This window comes from Trinickia sp. Z7 (genome assembly GCF_056498045.1).
The window spans coordinates 561,591-578,349 of the sequence record NZ_JAUEQW010000001.1 but is presented as its reverse complement, the minus strand read 5'-3'; the positions used below and the strand labels follow the sequence as shown (position 1 = coordinate 578,349).

Here is a 16,759-nt window from a genome sequence, read left to right as displayed (position 1 = left end):
ATGAGGACATCATGGCCAACGCCTTCTCCGTTTCGAAGTACGACCCGTTTGCCCGTCTCCTTCACTGGCTCGTCGTCCTGTTGCTAGCGGCGCAGTACGTCGTCGCATGGACGATGCCGGAGATTCATCGCGGCACGCAACCCGTAGGACTCATCGCCATTCACCTGACCCTGGGCGTCTCGATCATTGCCGTCATGGTCGTGCGCTTGCTGTGGCGTTTTCTGCGTAAAGAGCCGGCCGTGGTCGAAGGCGCCGCGCTCACGCGTGGGGTGGCTTATCTGACGCATGTCGCGCTCTACCTGCTGTTGATCGTCCAGCCGCTGATGGGGTGGGCCAACGCCTCGTCGCGCGGGTGGCGGCTCTCGCTCCTCGGCGTCGACCTGCCGGCGCTCTCGCCCACGGGCTCGACCATCGGCCATGCGCTGGGCGATGTCCACGGCGTATTGGCTTGGGTCATGCTTGGCTTGATCGGATTGCACGTCGTAGGCGCGCTGTATCACCACCTCGTTCTGCGCGACGGCGTATTGCGCCGAATGGCGTGACGCGCGTCGTCGGACGAGGCCGCCGCCGCGCCGGCCATGCGCGCGGCGTCTGCCCGCCATGATCCACTCAGCGGCGTTGAAGGCGAGCCTCGCCCTCAGCGCTCAACCAAGCGTGCGCAGCTCGCGGCGCACGATTTTACCGGTCGCCGTCATCGGCAGCGTATCGACGAACGCAATTGCACGCGGGTACTCGTGTGCGGCTAGACGGGTGCGCACGTGGTCCTGAATTTCCCGCACGAGCGCTTCGCCCGGTGCGAAGCCGTCGTTCAGGACGATGTACGCCTTGACGATCTCGGTGCGCGTTGCATCGGGCACGCCCACGACCGCAGCCATGCGCACGGCCGGATGACCCAGCAAGCAATCCTCGATCGGACCGGGGCCGATGCGGTAGCCCGCGCTCGTGATGACGTCGTCGTTGCGGCCGACGAAGCGGATGAAGCCATCGGTATCCATGACGCCCACGTCGCCCGTCACGAGAAAGTCGCCCGCGAACTTTTCGCGCGTGGCCTCGGGGTTGCGCCAGTAGCCGAGAAACATGACGGGATCGGGCGCACGGATGCCGATGTTGCCTTCGACACCGGCCGGCAGCACGCGGCCGGTATCGTCCACGATCTGCACGTCATGGCCCGGCACCGCTTTGCCGATCGAGCCGATGCGCGGTTCGAACAGCGTGCTGCAGGAGCTCACGACGACGTTGCATTCGGTCTGCCCGTAGAACTCGTTGAGCGTGACGCCGAGTGCTGCACGGCCCCACTCGATGAGTTCCTCGCCAAGCGATTCGCCGCCGCTCGCAACCGCGACGAGCGAAAGGGCGTGACGCTCCCGCGGCCGCTCGACCGTGCGCAACATCTTGAGCGCGGTCGGCGGCAGGAATGCGTGCGTGACGCCGTGTCGCGCCATGAGATCGAACGCCGCCTCGGCATCGAACTTCTCGAAGCGGCGCGCGAGCACGGGAATGCCGTGGTGCCATGAAGGCAAGAGCACATCGAGCAAGCCGCCTATCCAAGCCCAATCGGCAGGCGTCCACATGAGGCGTGCGTGCTCGGGAAAGAACGCTTGAGGCATCTCGACGCCGGGCAGGTGGCCGAGCAACACGCGGTGGGCGTGCAGCGCGCCTTTGGGTTTGCCGGTCGTGCCCGACGTATAGATGATGACGGCCGGATCGTCGGCATGCGTATCGACGGGGTCGAAGGTGCGCGCCTCTCGTTCGAGCGACGGCCAAAACGGCAGGACGTCAGCGCTTTGCAATGCTTGCGTATCGCCGTCGACGCAATAGATCGTCTTCAGTTCGGGCAGCGAGTCGCGAATCTGAGCGATCTTTTGCAGCCCCGCCGCGTCGGTGACGAGCGCCACGGCGCCGCTGTTCGAGAGGCGGTATTGCAACGCCTCGACGCCGAACAGCGCAAACAGCGGCACGGCGATGGCGCCGAGCTTGTAGGCGGCCAGGTGCGCGAGCGCCGTTTCGGGAGCTTGCGGCAAAAAGATGCCGACGCGCTCGCCGCGCGCAACGCCGTGCCGCTCGAAGCTGTGGGCGAGCTGGTTGGACAGCGCTTTCAGTTCGTCGAAGGTGTAGCGCGAGAGCGCGCCGTCTCGCGCCTCGTACACCAGCGCAAGCCGGCCCGTGCCGTCCGCCCACTTGTCGCACGCGTCCACGCCGATGTTGTAGCGTTCGGGGATGCGCCACTCGAACGTTCGAACGAGCGCGTCGTAGCTGCCGGTTTTCGTGAGCATGTGGTGTCTCCTCTTTCCTCTTACCTTCGGGCGGCGAGGTAATTCGCCTGAAAATAATTCGACAAAATACCGATCATTTTCAATTCGCCCGATTAGATCAGTCGATTGAATAATGGGCCGCGCGCGCTCTCGCGCTTCGCCTGCGCCCGCTGTCCCTTATCTGACGGGGCGCAGGGGGCCTTGCCGCTCGCTGCAGCCGGGCGTCTTGCAATTGCGCTGGCTACTGCGTATTTCTATGACATTATCCCGGCACTATGTGCCAATTACCGCTTTTCTTCCAATAAGCGCATTGTGCATGCATTGCAAAATTGTTAAATTGCAATCGGCGCATGGCGAACCGGTCCTTTGCCTCACTGCGCCGAACCCCCGTTGGCCCGGCTTCGGCCGGGCCTCTTTTTTGCCCCGCACGCTCATGTTTCCAGCACGCATAGACGCTTGCATTGCTGTGCTATCGCGCCGGCAGGAAGCGCGACGGATCGATCGAGCGCCCGCCATAGCGTAATTCGAAGTGCAGCACCACGTGATCATTGTCCGTGTCCCCCATCTCCGCAATCGTTTGGCCTTGCGCCACTCGATCGCCTTCCTTCACGAGCAGCTTGCGGTTATGTGCATACGCGGTGAGGAAATCGGCGTTGTGCTTGACGATCAGCAGGTCGCCATAGCCGCGCAGGCCGTTGCCTGCGTAGACGACGGTGCCCGCGGCGGCCGCGACGATAGGTGTGCCCGCAACATTGGCGATGTCGATGCCTTTGGCGTTGACGCCGTCGAAATTGCGCACGACCTTGCCCGACGTGGGCCAGATGAGCGAGATGCCGTTGGCGGGAGCGGCCGCGCCGGGTAGGGCGCGCGGTGCGGTGGCGTTGCTCGTGGACGGCGCAGGGCTGCCTGTGTTCGAACTCAGCGGCGAACCCGCCGTTGCAGTGCTGCCCGGCGGCGCCACGCGCAGCACCTGACCGACTTCGATTGCATCGGGATTGGCCAGGTTGTTCCAGCGGACGATGCTTTGCACCGACGCGCGATGACTGCGTGCGATCTTGGTGATCGTGTCCCCGCGCTCGACGCGGTAATACCCCGGTGCGACCGGCGCCGACCCGCATGCGACGAGCGCCGCCGCCAGCGGCGCGCATACGAGCCGCGTTATCGTTTTTCGCAACATTGAACCTCGCTCGACTTCTTCGAAACGCGCCATCGCACCCGCCCCGGGGCGCGACGGCCAAAACGTCCGATTGTAACGGGCCAATGTCGTCGAATGTTCGGAAAGGAGGGGAATAGGACGGGGGTGCCGAGCCGGGGCTAGCCGGGGGCGCCTAGCCCCGGGGCGCTCAGCTAGCCGCGCATAGCCGAGGCGCTTCCCCGCTCAAAGATCCGAGACGACGATGCGCAGCGACGCCGTCTCCGTTGCACCCGGCTGGACCCAGCGCAGTCCGAGTCCATTGTGGATCGCATCGGGCAGTCCGAGCCAAGGCTCGACGCAATAGAAGTCCGACGTATCCGCCTCGGTCCAAGTCGTGACCGCGTACCAGGGCGCCGAGCCGGCCCGATCCAAGTTGATTTCGATCCGCCGGCGCTGGGCGGGACAATCGAGCCGCACAGGCTGCGCGGGAATGCCGTTCAGGCAGTGAAAGCGGTCGTGAATCAGCGGATCGTCGAGCGTATAGCGCGCAGCGCCCGCTTCCGGTGCGCTGATCGAGCCGTCTTCGAGTTGACGGCGGCGCTGCGTCGGCGGTAGCGCGAGCGTGGTCTCGCCGCGCGCCGTATGCGGCAATGCGAAATAAAAGTGATGACCGGCGTAATAGGGCAGCGGGGCGTCGCCCAGATTCGTCGTGGTCAACGTCACGTCAAGTGTGGCCGGATCGGCCAAGCGATACGCCGCCTCGAAACGGAAGGCGAACGGATATTGAACGCGCGTCGCCTCGGTATCGGTTAGCGTCATGCGCACGCCGCGCCCGTCGGCATCGCGTTCATGCGAAAACGGCAAATCGCGCGCAAAACCGTGCATCGGCAGCGCGCGCACCACGCCCTGGCTGTCGCGCCATCGTCCGATCTCGCCGTCGACGCGGTGCCGCCCCAGAAACGGAAACAGCAGCGGATTGCCGCCGCGCACGCGGGCAACGTTGTTCCAGTCGGCGTGCTCGGGCCAGTAAATGATGGTGTCCTCGCCGATGCGCCAACTGAGCAGCCGCGCGCCGAACTGCGGGGCGAGCTGAAGGCGCGAGACGCCGTGCGCGATATCGACGAAAGCCTGCTGCGGTGAATCGGTCATGGTGGGATGCGCTTGAACGGAGAGTTGAACAGGGTGCTGCCGCGCCGGCGCTCTCGCTCGGCGGGTGCGACATGCGATTGTGCCTCGGCTCGCGCTCGGGAGAAACCCTGCTCGGGAAAGTGCCGCTTTCGAGGGCCCGGTCCGGGCGTCATAATGGCGTCGCGAGCAGGTGTTTTGTCGTTTTGAGCCGTGGTTGGGCTCACACCGTTGGCAAGCCGGTCGGTCTTACGCCGTCATCCGTCACGCAACGCTCGCGCGCCTCGGTCGCAAACCGTTCCGGAGCCAGCATGGATCTCGCTATGGCCATGGGCCTTTCGCTGTTCGGCATCTTCACCGCCAGCACGGTCCTATTCTTCTACCGCCTCGCGCGCTGAGCGCGCGCGTTCGGCGCGCCGAACCCGGGCGATGCCCGAGTGCCGCGTTGCGATGCCATCAGGCGTCAAGCATTGATTGGTTTAACGTTTGGCGGCGCCGCGTCGGCTTGACTCACGTCAAACTGACGCAACGGGGTTGTTTGTATCGTAGGACGGTTCATTAGCATCGAAAGGCCGTCCACAACATGACCCAGAATACGACCGCGGCGGGCGAGGATTACTACTTGTCCGAACGGGATGTGACCATCTCGCGCACCGACACCGCCGGGCGCATCGTCTACGTCAACGAAGCGTTCGTCAAAAGCAGCGGCTATACGCGCGAAGAAGTGACGGGCAAACCGCATAGCCTCGTGCGCCACCCCGACGTGCCCACCGAAGTTTTCCGCGATCTATGGGAGACGGTCGGGCGCGACCAGCCGTGGACCGGCGTCCTCAAGAACCGGCGCAAGAACGGCCAAGCGTATTGGGTGCTGGCCAACGTGACGCCCGTGTTCGAACACGGCAGCAAGGTCGGCTACATGGCCGTTCGAACGAAGCCGAGCATCGAGCAAATCGCGCGAGCGTCGCGCCTTTACGAGGTGCTAGGTGGCCCCAACGCCAGCAACGTGCGCCTATCGGGCGGAGAAGTCGTGCGCACCGGCTGGCGCGGCGTCCTCGACCGCGTGCTCGGCTTGCCGGTCGCGCTGCGCCTGTGGGGCGTCATGCTGGGTTTGATGGTGCTGTTTCTGCTGCAGAGCCTGGCCGCGGGGCGCTCTTTCGTGCCGGGCGTGTCCGCGTTCGCGTTGAGCGCGACGCTGGGCGGCCTCGGCATCGCCATGGCCGCGGCGACCGGCGTGTACTTGATGCGGGAGGTCTTGACGCCGCTCAGGGCGCTCAACGACAGCGCGCTTGACGTCCTGTGCGGTCACATTCAGGCGTTGTTCCCCGAGCGCGGCGACGCCCAGGCGCGGCGGCTCGCGCGCATGCTCAATCAAATGAACGCCAAGCTCATCGGCATTTTGATCGACGCCAAAGTGTCGATCGACGTCATCGAGCGCGCGACGCAAGAATTCGCAAACGGCACGGCCGATCTCGCCAATCGCACCGACGAGCAGGCGAGCGCGATCGAAAAGACGACGGCCAGCCTCGCGGAGATCACGAAGACCGCCGAACGCAATGCGCTGGGCGCCGAGCGCGCCAACGCGACGGGACATGAAACGGCGGAATCGGCGGAATCGGCCGCGCGCGAAGTGCAGCGCACCGTCGAGGTCATGGCGCAGGTGCGCGACCATTCGCGCAAGATTGCCGAGATCACGTCGCTGATCGACGGCATCGCGTTTCAGACCAACATCATTGCGCTCAATGCTTCGGTTGAGGCGGCGCGCGCGGGGCAATACGGGCGCGGCTTCGCGGTCGTCGCGACCGAGGTGCGCAATCTCGCCCAACGAGCCGCGGGCGCGGCGCGCGAGATCAAGGATTTGATCGAGAGCACGCTCGATACCGTGACGACGGCCACTCAAACGGCGAGCCGCGCCGGCGAAACGATGAACACGGTGGAGCAGTTCGTGACGCGGCTCACCGACACGCTGCAGGAGATCGTGCATGAAAGCCGGGGGCAGAGTGTGCAGATCGCCCAAATCAACGACGCGGTAGGGCAGGTGTCGGATCTCACGCAACGCAATGCTGCGCTCGTCGAGCAATCGGCCGCCGCGTCCGTGGGGCTACGTCAGCAAACCCAATCGCTCGAGTCCGCGGTCAGTGTGTTTCATCTGGCCGGGGACGCGACTCGCGCGCCTTAGGTCGCATCGCGCAGCGCCCCTTGCTGCGAGCGCCTGCACCCGTCATTTCGCGTTTGCAGCCAACCCCGCTTCGGCTGCAACCGACGGCGCGGGCGCGTCGGCGCCGGCATGGCCCGCAATCGCCGGGTAAAGCAGACCGGCGACGATCGCTCCGAGCATCGGTGCGGCCCAGAACACCCACAACTGCGCGAGTGCGGCGCCGCCGGCAACGAGGGCAGGGCCCGTCGAGCGTGCGGGATTGACCGACGTGCCGGTCACCGGAATCGACACGAGATGAATCAAGGTGAGGCATAGACCGATCGCAATCGGAGCGAATCCGGCCGGTGCGCGTTCATCGGTGGCGCCCAATATCACGAAGAGAAAAAAGCCCGTCATGACGGCTTCGCAGACGAATGCCGCTTCTAGCGTGTAATGGCCGGGCGAGTGTTCGGCATAACCGTTCGTCGCGAAACTCGTCGAGGCCAAATCGAAGGCCGGATTGCCTTTCATGATCAGCAGCAACACCAATGCGGCCAGCGTCGCGCCGATCAATTGCGCAACGATATAAGGCACGGCGTCGCGGACGGGAAAGCGCCGCGCGACGGTCAGCCCGAGCGTCACGGCCGGATTCAAATGGCAGCCGGAGATATGACCGATGGCATAGGCCATGGTCAGGACCGTGAGGCCGAAGGCGAGGGCCACGCCGGCAAAGCCGATGCCCAAGCCGTGGGCGGGCCCGGAAAAGCTCGCCGCGATCAAGGCGCTGCCGCAACCGCAGAAGACCAGCCAGAACGTGCCGAACGTCTCGGCGAGAAAACGTTTGGACAGCGACATAGTTAGAGGCTCCGAATGGAATGGGGAAGATGGGAATAGCGATACGGCGAAATGGCCGCTCAGCGGTGCCCGAATCTTATCCTTCGTCGCGAAGCGAAGGTCCAAACGATTGTAAAGAGCGTAGCGCATTGCGCCGATTCCGATCGCGATGCGCCATTGCGCCGGCTCTGCCATTCTTCAAATGTGGGATGAGCGCGCGGGCCCCGTCGATTTCAAAGCCAAATGAGTACCAATCGGTGCGGTGCGCCTTGAATTGAGCAAAACGTCTGCGAATAATCGACGAGAACGTTATTCATGCGGGGCGGGCATGCCCGATACGCTACACAAAATCGACACGCGCGCGGCGTTGCTCGCGTGGTGGCGCGAACGGCGCGGCCATCGCCTGCGCTGGCCGCCGCTGCCGCAATGGACGCCGCGCTCGGCGATAGCGGCCCTCGCTTGCGCGCTCGTCTTCGCGTGGGCGTTCCTGAAAATCGTCCTGATGCTGATCTTTCCTCGTGCCGGCTCGCTCTGACCGGCATCAGCGAATTCGGTAACGCTTCAAGCGCGGGGCCTGTCCGGTTGCTGCTCGGGCTCGTGGTCCGGTTCCGGCTCGGGCGCGCCGGGGCTGGGCGCGTCGGGAGTGATGGGTTGGTCCGGAATCTGCGGGTCGGAAGGCTCGCCCGGGTATGCGAGCGAGAGAGCATCGTTGGAAAGACGCGTCATGCTGGGCCTGCGTTTGTCTGTGAGCTTCAAGGGTCCGATCCTCCGAAGAAAGAAGGGTGGGCGTGCAATGATTGGCGTTCTCTTCTCATGCGCAAGCGCCGTACCGCCGGCGGCGGCACAATGCCTGCTTCGTCGGAGTCGGGAAACCAGGCAAGAGCGAGCTTGCGAGCCCGGCTCGGGCATGACAACAGCGCTCTGAAAGGGTCGAAGACGATGACGGAACACAACGGTTATGCGAAGGCGGCGCCTGAACGCGCCGAAGTCGACGCGCTCGCGGGCGCGACGGTGCTCGAGTTCGGCACCGATTGGTGCGGCTACTGTCGCGGCGCGCAGCGCTATATCGTCGACGTGCTCGGTCGTGCGCCGCAGTTGCGGCATCTGAAGATCGAAGACGGTCCGGGGCGGCCGCTCGGACGATCGTTCAAGGTGAAATTGTGGCCCACGCTCATCTTCTTGCGCGACGGCGCCGAGGTGGCGCGCGTGGTACGCCCGACGGACACGCGCGCGTTGGAAGAGGGCGTCGCTGCGGCGCTACGCTGAACGGGTCAGGACGCAAGGCCAATCGACGCAGGGCGCCGCGCTTACAGCGGTTTAGGGCGGTCACCCCGCGGAGTCGGGGCGGTCGTGCTCTGGCGGGTAGGGGGTGCCGCCGGGGTGTGCGGACTCGCCGGGCGTATGCGCTTGCGTCTCGCGCGGATCGCGAGGCACGACGCGGTCGGCCTGCGCGTCGGGGATCGTGTGAAGCGGTGCGCCGCTGCCGGGCGCGTGCGGCTTGTCGGACGGAGAGTTCTCGCGGCTAGGCGAGCGCGGGGCGTCCGGCTTGGATTGGACCATGATCGGCTTGATTCCGGCGACGTGCCGAGGATATGGCTCGGCGAGCAAGTGGCGTGCCGCATTCGGCGCAATTGCTCGTCGACTTGCTCCGGCGGGGGTGTTTTGCGATCTCTTTGGATTCAATGAATTACGAAGTCGAGTAGAAAGACCTTTATATATTTATTGACGATTTCCTTTCAATTGTCATTGAATTTGATCCGACGAAAAAGTTGAGGAAATTAATGATCGTCGCCTTGCGCGCGAGGCGCGTTTCGCGCTCCGTGCCAGAGCTGACGAGCATTTGAATCTCTACGCCTCTTGACAATAAATTGGTTCGCGCATAGTTTTCTATCGCCGTGTCTTGCGGCATCTCTGTATTACCATCCGAAATCCAGTAGTAAAAGCGCTCCATAGACGTTTCGCATTGACGGTATTAATTCATGCGGTTCGATAGTCAGGCTCTTGGTCGTGATCGAGAAGAGGGCTGAATGTTCGACCGTTGCCGGATATCGCGCGCCCAAAAGGCGGTGCGGTCGAAGGCGCGGTCATCGAGAAACGGCAACTCAACTACCAAGGATAAAAATGAAGAAGCGAGATAGGAGTGGTATCCCGGGCGGCGAAGGTCGCCGCGGCGGCCTTTGGCTCACGGCCATTGCGGCGGCCGCGCTCGCGCTGGCCGGATGCGGCGGCGGCGACGGATCGTCGGTGGCCACGAGCGCAAACGCCCAACAAGTCGCACCGGCGCAAGCGCAAGCTACCGAGCAACAGCAGGCCAAGGCCGATCAACCCTACACGGATCCGATCGCATACAAGGCGAGCGCCGGCGACAGCCTAGATCCCACACAGGTGACCGAGAAAGCGGCCGTCATGCATCACGCGTGGACGGCCGGCAAGAAAACGATTCACTACACCACGACGATGGGCCATTTGACGGCGTCCGACCTCGGCGGCAATGCCGAAGCGACGATGTCCTATGTCGCCTATACGGCGCCCAGCAAGGACGGCAAACCGCGCCCGGTGACGTTTTTCTATAACGGGGGGCCAGGTTCGTCCTCGATATGGCTGCGGCTCGGCTCGTTCGCGCCCACGCGCGTCGCCACGCCCGATCCGTTGATGACGGACTGGCCGAACTACCCGCTCGTGCAGAACGCCGAAAGCCTGATCGACACCACCGATATGGTCTTCATCGATCCGCCGGGCACGGGCCTGTCCGAAGCGATCGCGCCGAATACCAATCAGAAGTTCTGGGGCAGCGACGCCGACGTGAACGTCATGCGCGATTTCATTCGGCGCTACGTGGCCGCGAACCATCGCACCGATTCTCCGCTGTACCTGTATGGCGAATCGTACGGAACGCCGCGCACGGATATGCTTGCGCTCGCGTTGGAATCGGCCGGCGTTCACCTGACCGGGATCATGCTGCAGTCGTCGATCCTGAACTATTTCGCCGATGCGATCGAGGCCGTCGCCATTTTGAGCGGCAACACGATCGACATGAATGCGCTCAAGCTCGATACCGATACGCTGAGCGGCTACTATCCCGGCTACGCGGCGGTCGCGGCTTATTTCAAGCAAACCGCGCTGCCTGTGCAGGTCGATCCGGCGCTGTTCGCATTCCAGTCGGAACTGTTCGCCACGACGCATTATCAGGACTTCAAGCAGTACGCGCAGTCGTGGGTGCTGAGCCAACTGGGCGTGCCGACGTTCTTGGGCACACCAGTATTCCCGAGCGCGCCGGTGCTGGCGTCGTGGACTTGGTCCTCGGGCTTGTCGTTCCAAGCGTTGAACGGCTACTTCAACATCAATCCGTTCAATAACGAGTTGTTGCCGGGCACGACGATCGGCCGTTACGACGGGCGTGTGGCGCTGCCCAATTCCGATCCGCGCCTGCAGACGGATGGGGACCCATCCGACATTTTGATCTCGCAGCCGTTCACCACGGCGCTAGCGACGCAGATGCCGAACTACCTTGGCTACACGGCGCCGAACGCGACGTACATGCCGCTGAACGACGCCATCATTTATGCCTGGGATTTCTCGCACGACGGCCAGCCGTTGCCCGATACCATCCCCGATCTACTGGCGGCGATCGAACTCAATCCGCAATTGAAGGTGCTCGCCATCAACGGCTATCACGATCTCGCAACGCCGTTCTTCAATACCGAGAAACAGCTCGCGCGGTTGCAGACGGTGCCCGGCTTGAATCCGAACTTGCAGGTGACGTTCTATCCGGGCGGACACATGACCTATCTGGACGATCGAGCGCGGCCGAAGATGAAGTCGGACCTGCGTGACTTCTACGCGGGGCAGCAAGCACCCGGCGCACTCGGCCTGTGGATGCTGCCGCCACCGTGGAGCGACGAGAGCCCTGCGGCCACGGCCACGCTGGCGGCGCAGTCCGCCACGCGGTAACTGGCGATTGCACGTTATTTCAGCTACCTTTTTAGCGAGCGGATCATGTCACCAATCGATATGCTGCGACGAATTTCTTCATTGATCGCGTTGAGCGTGCTGGCCGGAGCAGCCCATGCGGCTGCGCTGCAATCGGTCGCACCCGCGCACTTGCCCAATCGCGGCGGGGGCGTCGACGGGCCGTATTTCCCGCGTGGCCGGGCCGCGGCCGTGATGCCCACCACCGGCGACGCGCTGGCCCAACAAGCACAGCAGCGGATCGACTCGCGCCTGGGCGCGAACACGGTGCTCGGTAACGGCGCCGCGATCACGAAGGATCAAGCGCAAAAGAATGGGCTCGGCTACATCGCCAAGCACTTCGACGAAATCGACGCATCCCATAGCGGCCGCGTCACGATGAGCGATGTGAAGCAGTACTTGCAGCAGCGCCGCCGTCAATAGCGGCGTCGATCGCACCGTCGATCGCACCCACGCGCGACGGGTTTTCCTCACGCCCCGTCCCGCTGCCCGCATGCAAGCTGCGCATGCGGGCGTTTCGATCGTGGGGGCCGTTTGCGGTGCGCCGGGCACAGACGTTGCGTGAAAGGGTTAGGCACATCATTCTTACGGAGGTGTCCCATGCCCGAACGAAAAACGCTATCGCGTGCGCAAGCCGACAAACGCGCCGGCAAGGCGCCGTCGACTCAGGCCGGCGAATTCGTCAAAGAGGAAATCGACCACGTTCGCAGCGGAAAACATGGGGTGCGTTCGGCCAAGCAAGCGGTCGCCATCGGCTTGTCGAAGGCGCGCCGTGCGGGCGTCGATCTAAAGCCGCCGAAGAAGGGACAGACGAGCGAAGCCACCCGCAAGAAGGCCGAGAAGGACGTCGCTGCCGGCCAGGGTAAGGTCAAGCATTCGGCCAGCACGGAGACGAAAGCCAAGCGCTCGCGCACGACGGAATCGGTGCTCGAGCGCGAAAGCGCCAAGGGCGCTTCCCACGCGGCAGTCTCGAAGCAGGCGAAAAGCGCTGCGGCGAAGCGGCCGGCGGCCAGCCGTTCCGCAGCCGCGAAAAAAGCCGCGCATACGAAAGGCGCTGCCGCACGCTCGGCTGCGGCCAAGAAGGCGGCGCGCACGCGTGCCGCACGCGCGCAGGCCCATCGCTGATGCGCGTTGCGCATGCGTGCCGTAGAAGACTAGGCGCGCGACCCCAATCGTCAGATCGTCGCACCGCTGCAAAGGCACCGTCGATGCGTGTTTACCTGATCCCAAAAGTCTGAAGATCCGCGGCCGCGCGCTAAAGAAACGCGCGCGCCGGGACGTTAACGCAAGCATGAGCCGAGCACCGCGACCACCGCGGCAAGCGCCAGGCTCGTCGCCTCGCCCGTTGTGCAACACGGGCGCAGGGCAAAGAAAAATTCGAACGGGGAACGCATCGTGAGCCAACAAAGGTCGTCGTGGACGCGCACTGCCGCGCCTGGCGAGGTCATCTATTCGGAAGGTTTCGCCGGAGAGCCCGTCCTCTATGTCATCACCGAGGGCAAGGTCGAGCTCTCGACACGCTGCGACGACAAGAAGGTCGTATTGGCCACGCTCGGCAAGGGCGAGTTTTTCGGGGAGGCCGTGTTGCTGCAGGCCGAACCGCGGGCGCACACGGCCAAGGCGCTTTCTTTTTGCCAGCTCACGGTCGTGCATGCGAGCATGGTGGAGGAAGAGCTCGAACGCGCCTCGCCGCTGGTGCGGCATATCATGCGCACGACCATTCGCCGCAGCCGTAAGAAAGACGATTTGCTCGCCACCTACACCCATGCGGACTTTCTGCCTGGCGTCGTTTCATATGCGCACGTGCTCGCGCTGATGGCGGGCGCCGACGCGACCGACTCGATGGACGGGCGCATGCGTCGTGGGCAGCCCGACGAGGTTGCGGTGCCGCTTCCGGAAGTCATCAAGAAGTGTCGCGCCATTGCCGGGCATTCGCGGCCCCATGTGATGACCATGCTCGGCCGCATGGAAAAGCTCAACCTCGTCTCGCTCGGCACGGGCCGCGCGGAGCATCTGAGCGGCAACTCGCGCGCGGGACAGGACGCGGCATCGAACCGGCAAGTCGTCACGTTCGACCCGGTGCGCATCACCGAACGTGCTCAGCAAGTGGGCGATCAAGATCTCGACATCGCGATCAACAGCGAACTCGAATTGATCGAACTGTCCGATCTGGAAGCGCTGATCGGCGTCGAGCGCAAGATGATTCTCACCAAGCTCTCGCACGACGAGATCGCCGAGGACTTGTTCGCGTTTCGCAAAACGAAGGTGCTCCATTACGTGGAAGAGAAGGGCGTGAGCTACTTTTCCAAGCGCGCACGCGGGAGCGGCGAGATCAAAGCGCTCGAGGACATCGAACTCGTCGATCACCGCACGCTGTTCGACGCCGTCAGCGCGACCGACACCTACGATCTGGCCAAGCTGGCCGCCAGCGCCGGCGACCAGGCGATCGTCGACAAGTTGTTCTCGGTGATGACCGAGGCGCGCAAGAAGGAAGTGTCATGGGTGATGCGACGCGATCTGAAAATCGATCAAGCGGAAGTCGACGACATCGAGCAGCGCTTCATTGCCACCATTCGCTCGCTGAAATCGGCTAATGGCCCTGCGCAGGCCCCGATGACGCGCGAAGCGTGATGCCCGGGAAACCCCGAGGAAAGCTGAATCGTTAGGAGTGCTCATGGATCTGCTTACCGTCATCGGCGCATTGTTCGGCGCCGCCGCGATCGGTGTCGGTTTTTGGCTCGAAGGGGGGCATTTCAGCACGTTGGTGCAGGGAGAAGCCTTCGTCATCGTGCTCGGCGGCACGCTGAGCGCCGTCATGATTCAGAACACGTGGGCGCGCTTCTTCGACGGGATCAAACAACTGCATCTGGCGTTCATGAAGGCACGCCAGGTGGATCGGGAGAGCTTGTCGACGCTGCTGGAATGGGGCGATCGAGCCAAGCTGAACGGCATGCTGGCGTTCGAATCGATCGACGCGACGGGCATTAGCGCGTTCGCGAAACGCGGCCTCGAACTACTGGCGAACGGCGTGTCGACCGCGGTGCTCGAGGACGCGTTGCATCGCGAACTCGTTGCCTACGAACGCAACCGAATGGCTGCGGCGCGGATTTGGCAGCAGGCCGGAGGCTATGCGCCGACGTTCGGCATTCTCGGCGCCGTGCTTGGCTTGATCCACGTCACCGGACACGTGCTCGAGCCCGCGCAATTGGGCAGCGGCATTGCAACGGCATTTACGGCGACGCTGTATGGGCTCGCGCTCGCCAACCTGGTCTTTTTGCCGCTGTACGGCAAGATCAAGGCGCAAGTGGACAGCGAGTTGCGTTTCAGGAAGCTGTATATGGACGGTCTCTTGGCGATTTCTCGCAAGGAGTCGCCGCAGACGATCGAGACGCGCCTGGCCGCCGAGGTGCGAGAGCGCGCCGCCGAGTCGCTGGGGTGAGCGGCGAAAGGCAAGCCGAGCGAGTCGTGCGTGCCGGTTCCGTGGCGCGATCCGATTCCCATCCAATGGAGCGTGCAGATGAGTATTCTCGCGGACGGCAAGCGCCCAGGCGCGGGTGAATTCGGTCAGGACGCGCACGACGCGACCGAAGAGCACGCCGAGCGGTGGCTGATCTCGTACGCGGATTTGATCACCACGCTGATGGTGTTCTTTTTGGCGTTGTACGTGCTCGAACTGGCGAAAGACCGCGACTTGCAAACCAAGCAGTTCGAAGCGCACGCTTCCAGCGTACGCGTGCAAGCGGTGAAAGATGCGGCGGCCGATGCCCGCAAAGCGGCTCGCGCCACACTCGTCGCTCTGCTCAAACCGCTGAGCGACGCGCATGCGATCACGGTGAACGAATCGACGCAAGGCGTCGAAATCGCGATCAATGCGAAGATCCTATTCAATTCGGGCGACGCACGATTGCTGCCCGATTCGATCGATGTCCTCGCGCGCGTGGCGCAAGTGCTTGCCGGTCATTCCGGCAAGAACATTCTCGTTGAAGGGCACAGCGACAGCGTGCCCATTTCGGGCGGGAAGTACGAATCGAATTGGGAGCTTTCCGCCGCGCGTGCGGGTGCGGTCGTTCGGTTCTTCGTCGATAAAGGCATCGAGCCGCATCGCCTCGCGGCAGTGGGGCGCGCCGATAACGTGCCGCTCGTGCTGGGCGCAGATGCGGCGGCGAATGCCGCGAACCGCCGGGTGACGATTCTCGTTCAATACTGAGGCGTTCGTCCGGCACGGCCACGACCTCTTTCAAGGCAGCGTTGCCCGAAAGAAGCGCACGACGTCGGCGTTGAATCGATCGTGGAAGCCCGCGCGGTCGAAGCCCGGCAGACTGGTGCAGATTTCCGGCCGTGCTTTGGCAAGATGGGCATCGCATGGCGGCAGGAAATCGTAGTGGCCTGCATCGCGAACCGCGTGGTACTCGGGCGTGCGGGGTAGGTCGTCGCGTACCGTCTCATCGTAGAAGGGATGCGGCTGATGACGGTCATCGCTCGCACTCCAGAGCTGCACCGGGACGCGCACGGCAGCCAGTCCCGACGGGCCGAAGGCAAAGCCGAATGCCGGCGCGGCGATGACGGCGGCCCGGATGCGCCGATCGTGGACCCACGCGCTGGCAGGAACGCTCGGAATGGAACGAGGGTCGACGCCGGCTTTCTGCAACGTCTCGCACAGATCGTGATCCGGGTGCGCTGTGCAAAACGGGGCGAGGCTCGAAAGCTCAGGCGTGCCGCCGGCGGCGACAAGCACGGTGAAGCCACCGTTGGAGAACCCGAACGCACCAATGCGCGTCGCGTCCAGTTGCGCGTGCCCGCGCCAGTCGCGCAGCATGTAGTCGACGAGCCGATGAAGCTGTGCGGGCCGACGCCAGAGTTGCAAGACTTTGCTTTGATCTTTGAACGTATCGCCGTCGTGGCCGACCGCTGCCGCGACAAAGCCCGCATGCGCCAGCGCGAGTGCCGTGTCGCGATGACCATCGTACCAGCCTGCGCCACCGTGCGACATCACCACCAGCGGCAGATGATCGCCCGCGAGCGGTGTATCCGGCGCCGCCGTCTGGCCGGTATTGTCCAACGCTGGAGAGGTCGCTGGCGCGTCGGTCGGATACCAGATGCCGGCGGTGAGCGGCGGTTCGTCTCCATTCGGTATCTTGACCTGCTCGAAGCCGACGTTCGCTGCGACGGCGCGTGTGCCGGCCAGGCACAAAAGGACGGCTAGCACGAGCAGAAATCTCACGACGGCCTCCGCTGTGAGTGTCGTTCCGATCGAGCCTAGCCCAACTAGGCTCGGCGCAAGCTTGCGTTGCTTGCGTCTCGGGTTTATAC

Annotated in this window: 16 protein-coding genes; 10 read left to right on the top strand and 6 right to left on the bottom strand. The window is 63.9% G+C overall.

Going from position 1 to position 16,759, the window contains the following annotated elements; genetic code table 11:
* The first annotated feature begins 11 nt into the window (after positions 1–11).
* Positions 12–542, top strand: a complete 531-nt coding sequence (locus QQS38_RS02615) for a cytochrome b (protein ID WP_479643797.1) — start codon at positions 12–14, stop codon at positions 540–542.
* Between the two features lie 102 nt (positions 543–644).
* On the opposite strand, the gene QQS38_RS02610 is transcribed toward QQS38_RS02615, so the two are convergent.
* From QQS38_RS02610 to QQS38_RS02600, 3 genes are all read right to left on the bottom strand, one after another.
* The gene (locus QQS38_RS02610) at positions 645–2,273 is read right to left on the bottom strand and encodes an acyl-CoA synthetase (protein WP_479643796.1); all 1,629 of its coding nucleotides are present in this window, start codon (positions 2,271–2,273) and stop codon (positions 645–647) included.
* 448 nt (positions 2,274–2,721) lie between these two features.
* Positions 2,722–3,429, bottom strand: a complete 708-nt coding sequence (locus QQS38_RS02605) for a peptidoglycan DD-metalloendopeptidase family protein (RefSeq protein WP_479643795.1) — start codon at positions 3,427–3,429, stop codon at positions 2,722–2,724.
* Between the two features lie 201 nt (positions 3,430–3,630).
* Positions 3,631–4,536: an aldose epimerase family protein gene (locus tag QQS38_RS02600; protein WP_479643794.1), complete on the bottom strand. Its 906-nt coding sequence runs from the start codon at positions 4,534–4,536 to the stop codon at positions 3,631–3,633.
* A gap of 559 nt (positions 4,537–5,095) precedes the next feature.
* On the opposite strand from QQS38_RS02600, the gene QQS38_RS02595 reads away from it, so the two are divergent.
* Entirely contained in the window at positions 5,096–6,688 is a 1,593-nt protein-coding gene (locus tag QQS38_RS02595) for a methyl-accepting chemotaxis protein (protein ID WP_479643793.1), read from the top strand.
* A gap of 42 nt (positions 6,689–6,730) precedes the next feature.
* Here the strand turns inward: QQS38_RS02595 and aqpZ are convergent, their stop codons facing one another.
* Positions 6,731–7,501, bottom strand: coding sequence for an aquaporin Z (gene aqpZ / locus QQS38_RS02590; RefSeq protein WP_479643792.1), 771 nt, complete (start codon positions 7,499–7,501; stop codon positions 6,731–6,733).
* Positions 7,502–7,808: 307 nt separating this feature from the next.
* Here aqpZ and QQS38_RS02585 point away from each other — a divergent pair, with 307 nt between their 5' ends.
* Together QQS38_RS02585 and QQS38_RS02580 are read left to right on the top strand one after the other, a co-directional pair.
* The gene (locus tag QQS38_RS02585) at positions 7,809–8,015 is read left to right on the top strand and encodes a hypothetical protein (protein WP_479643791.1); all 207 of its coding nucleotides are present in this window, start codon (positions 7,809–7,811) and stop codon (positions 8,013–8,015) included.
* Between the two features lie 404 nt (positions 8,016–8,419).
* A complete protein-coding gene (locus QQS38_RS02580; RefSeq protein ID WP_479643790.1) occupies positions 8,420–8,746 on the top strand; it encodes a thioredoxin family protein in 327 nt (108 codons plus the stop codon).
* 60 nt (positions 8,747–8,806) lie between these two features.
* Here the strand turns inward: QQS38_RS02580 and QQS38_RS02575 are convergent, their stop codons facing one another.
* Positions 8,807–9,040, bottom strand: a complete 234-nt coding sequence (locus QQS38_RS02575; RefSeq protein WP_479643789.1) for a hypothetical protein — start codon at positions 9,038–9,040, stop codon at positions 8,807–8,809.
* Between the two features lie 561 nt (positions 9,041–9,601).
* Between QQS38_RS02575 and QQS38_RS02570 the strand changes: the two genes are divergently transcribed.
* From QQS38_RS02570 to QQS38_RS02545, 6 genes are all read left to right on the top strand, one after another.
* A complete protein-coding gene (locus tag QQS38_RS02570; protein ID WP_479643788.1) occupies positions 9,602–11,431 on the top strand; it encodes a S10 family serine carboxypeptidase-like protein in 1,830 nt (609 codons plus the stop codon).
* A gap of 45 nt (positions 11,432–11,476) precedes the next feature.
* On the top strand, positions 11,477–11,872 hold the full coding sequence (locus tag QQS38_RS02565) for a 2-oxoglutarate dehydrogenase (RefSeq protein ID WP_479643787.1): 396 nt from the start codon (positions 11,477–11,479) through the stop codon (positions 11,870–11,872).
* Positions 11,873–12,049: 177 nt separating this feature from the next.
* Complete coding sequence (locus QQS38_RS02560; RefSeq protein WP_479643786.1) at positions 12,050–12,574, top strand: DUF6496 domain-containing protein; 525 nt, start codon at positions 12,050–12,052, stop codon at positions 12,572–12,574.
* A gap of 270 nt (positions 12,575–12,844) precedes the next feature.
* A complete protein-coding gene (locus QQS38_RS02555) occupies positions 12,845–14,080 on the top strand; it encodes a Crp/Fnr family transcriptional regulator (protein WP_479643785.1) in 1,236 nt (411 codons plus the stop codon).
* Between the two features lie 43 nt (positions 14,081–14,123).
* Complete coding sequence (locus tag QQS38_RS02550; RefSeq protein WP_277426707.1) at positions 14,124–14,888, top strand: flagellar motor protein; 765 nt, start codon at positions 14,124–14,126, stop codon at positions 14,886–14,888.
* A 78-nt stretch (positions 14,889–14,966) separates the two neighbouring features.
* The gene (locus QQS38_RS02545; protein WP_479643784.1) at positions 14,967–15,656 is read left to right on the top strand and encodes an OmpA/MotB family protein; all 690 of its coding nucleotides are present in this window, start codon (positions 14,967–14,969) and stop codon (positions 15,654–15,656) included.
* A 30-nt stretch (positions 15,657–15,686) separates the two neighbouring features.
* Here the strand turns inward: QQS38_RS02545 and QQS38_RS02540 are convergent, their stop codons facing one another.
* Positions 15,687–16,670, bottom strand: a complete 984-nt coding sequence (locus tag QQS38_RS02540; protein ID WP_479643783.1) for an alpha/beta hydrolase family protein — start codon at positions 16,668–16,670, stop codon at positions 15,687–15,689.
* Between the last annotated feature and the right edge of the window lie 89 nt (positions 16,671–16,759).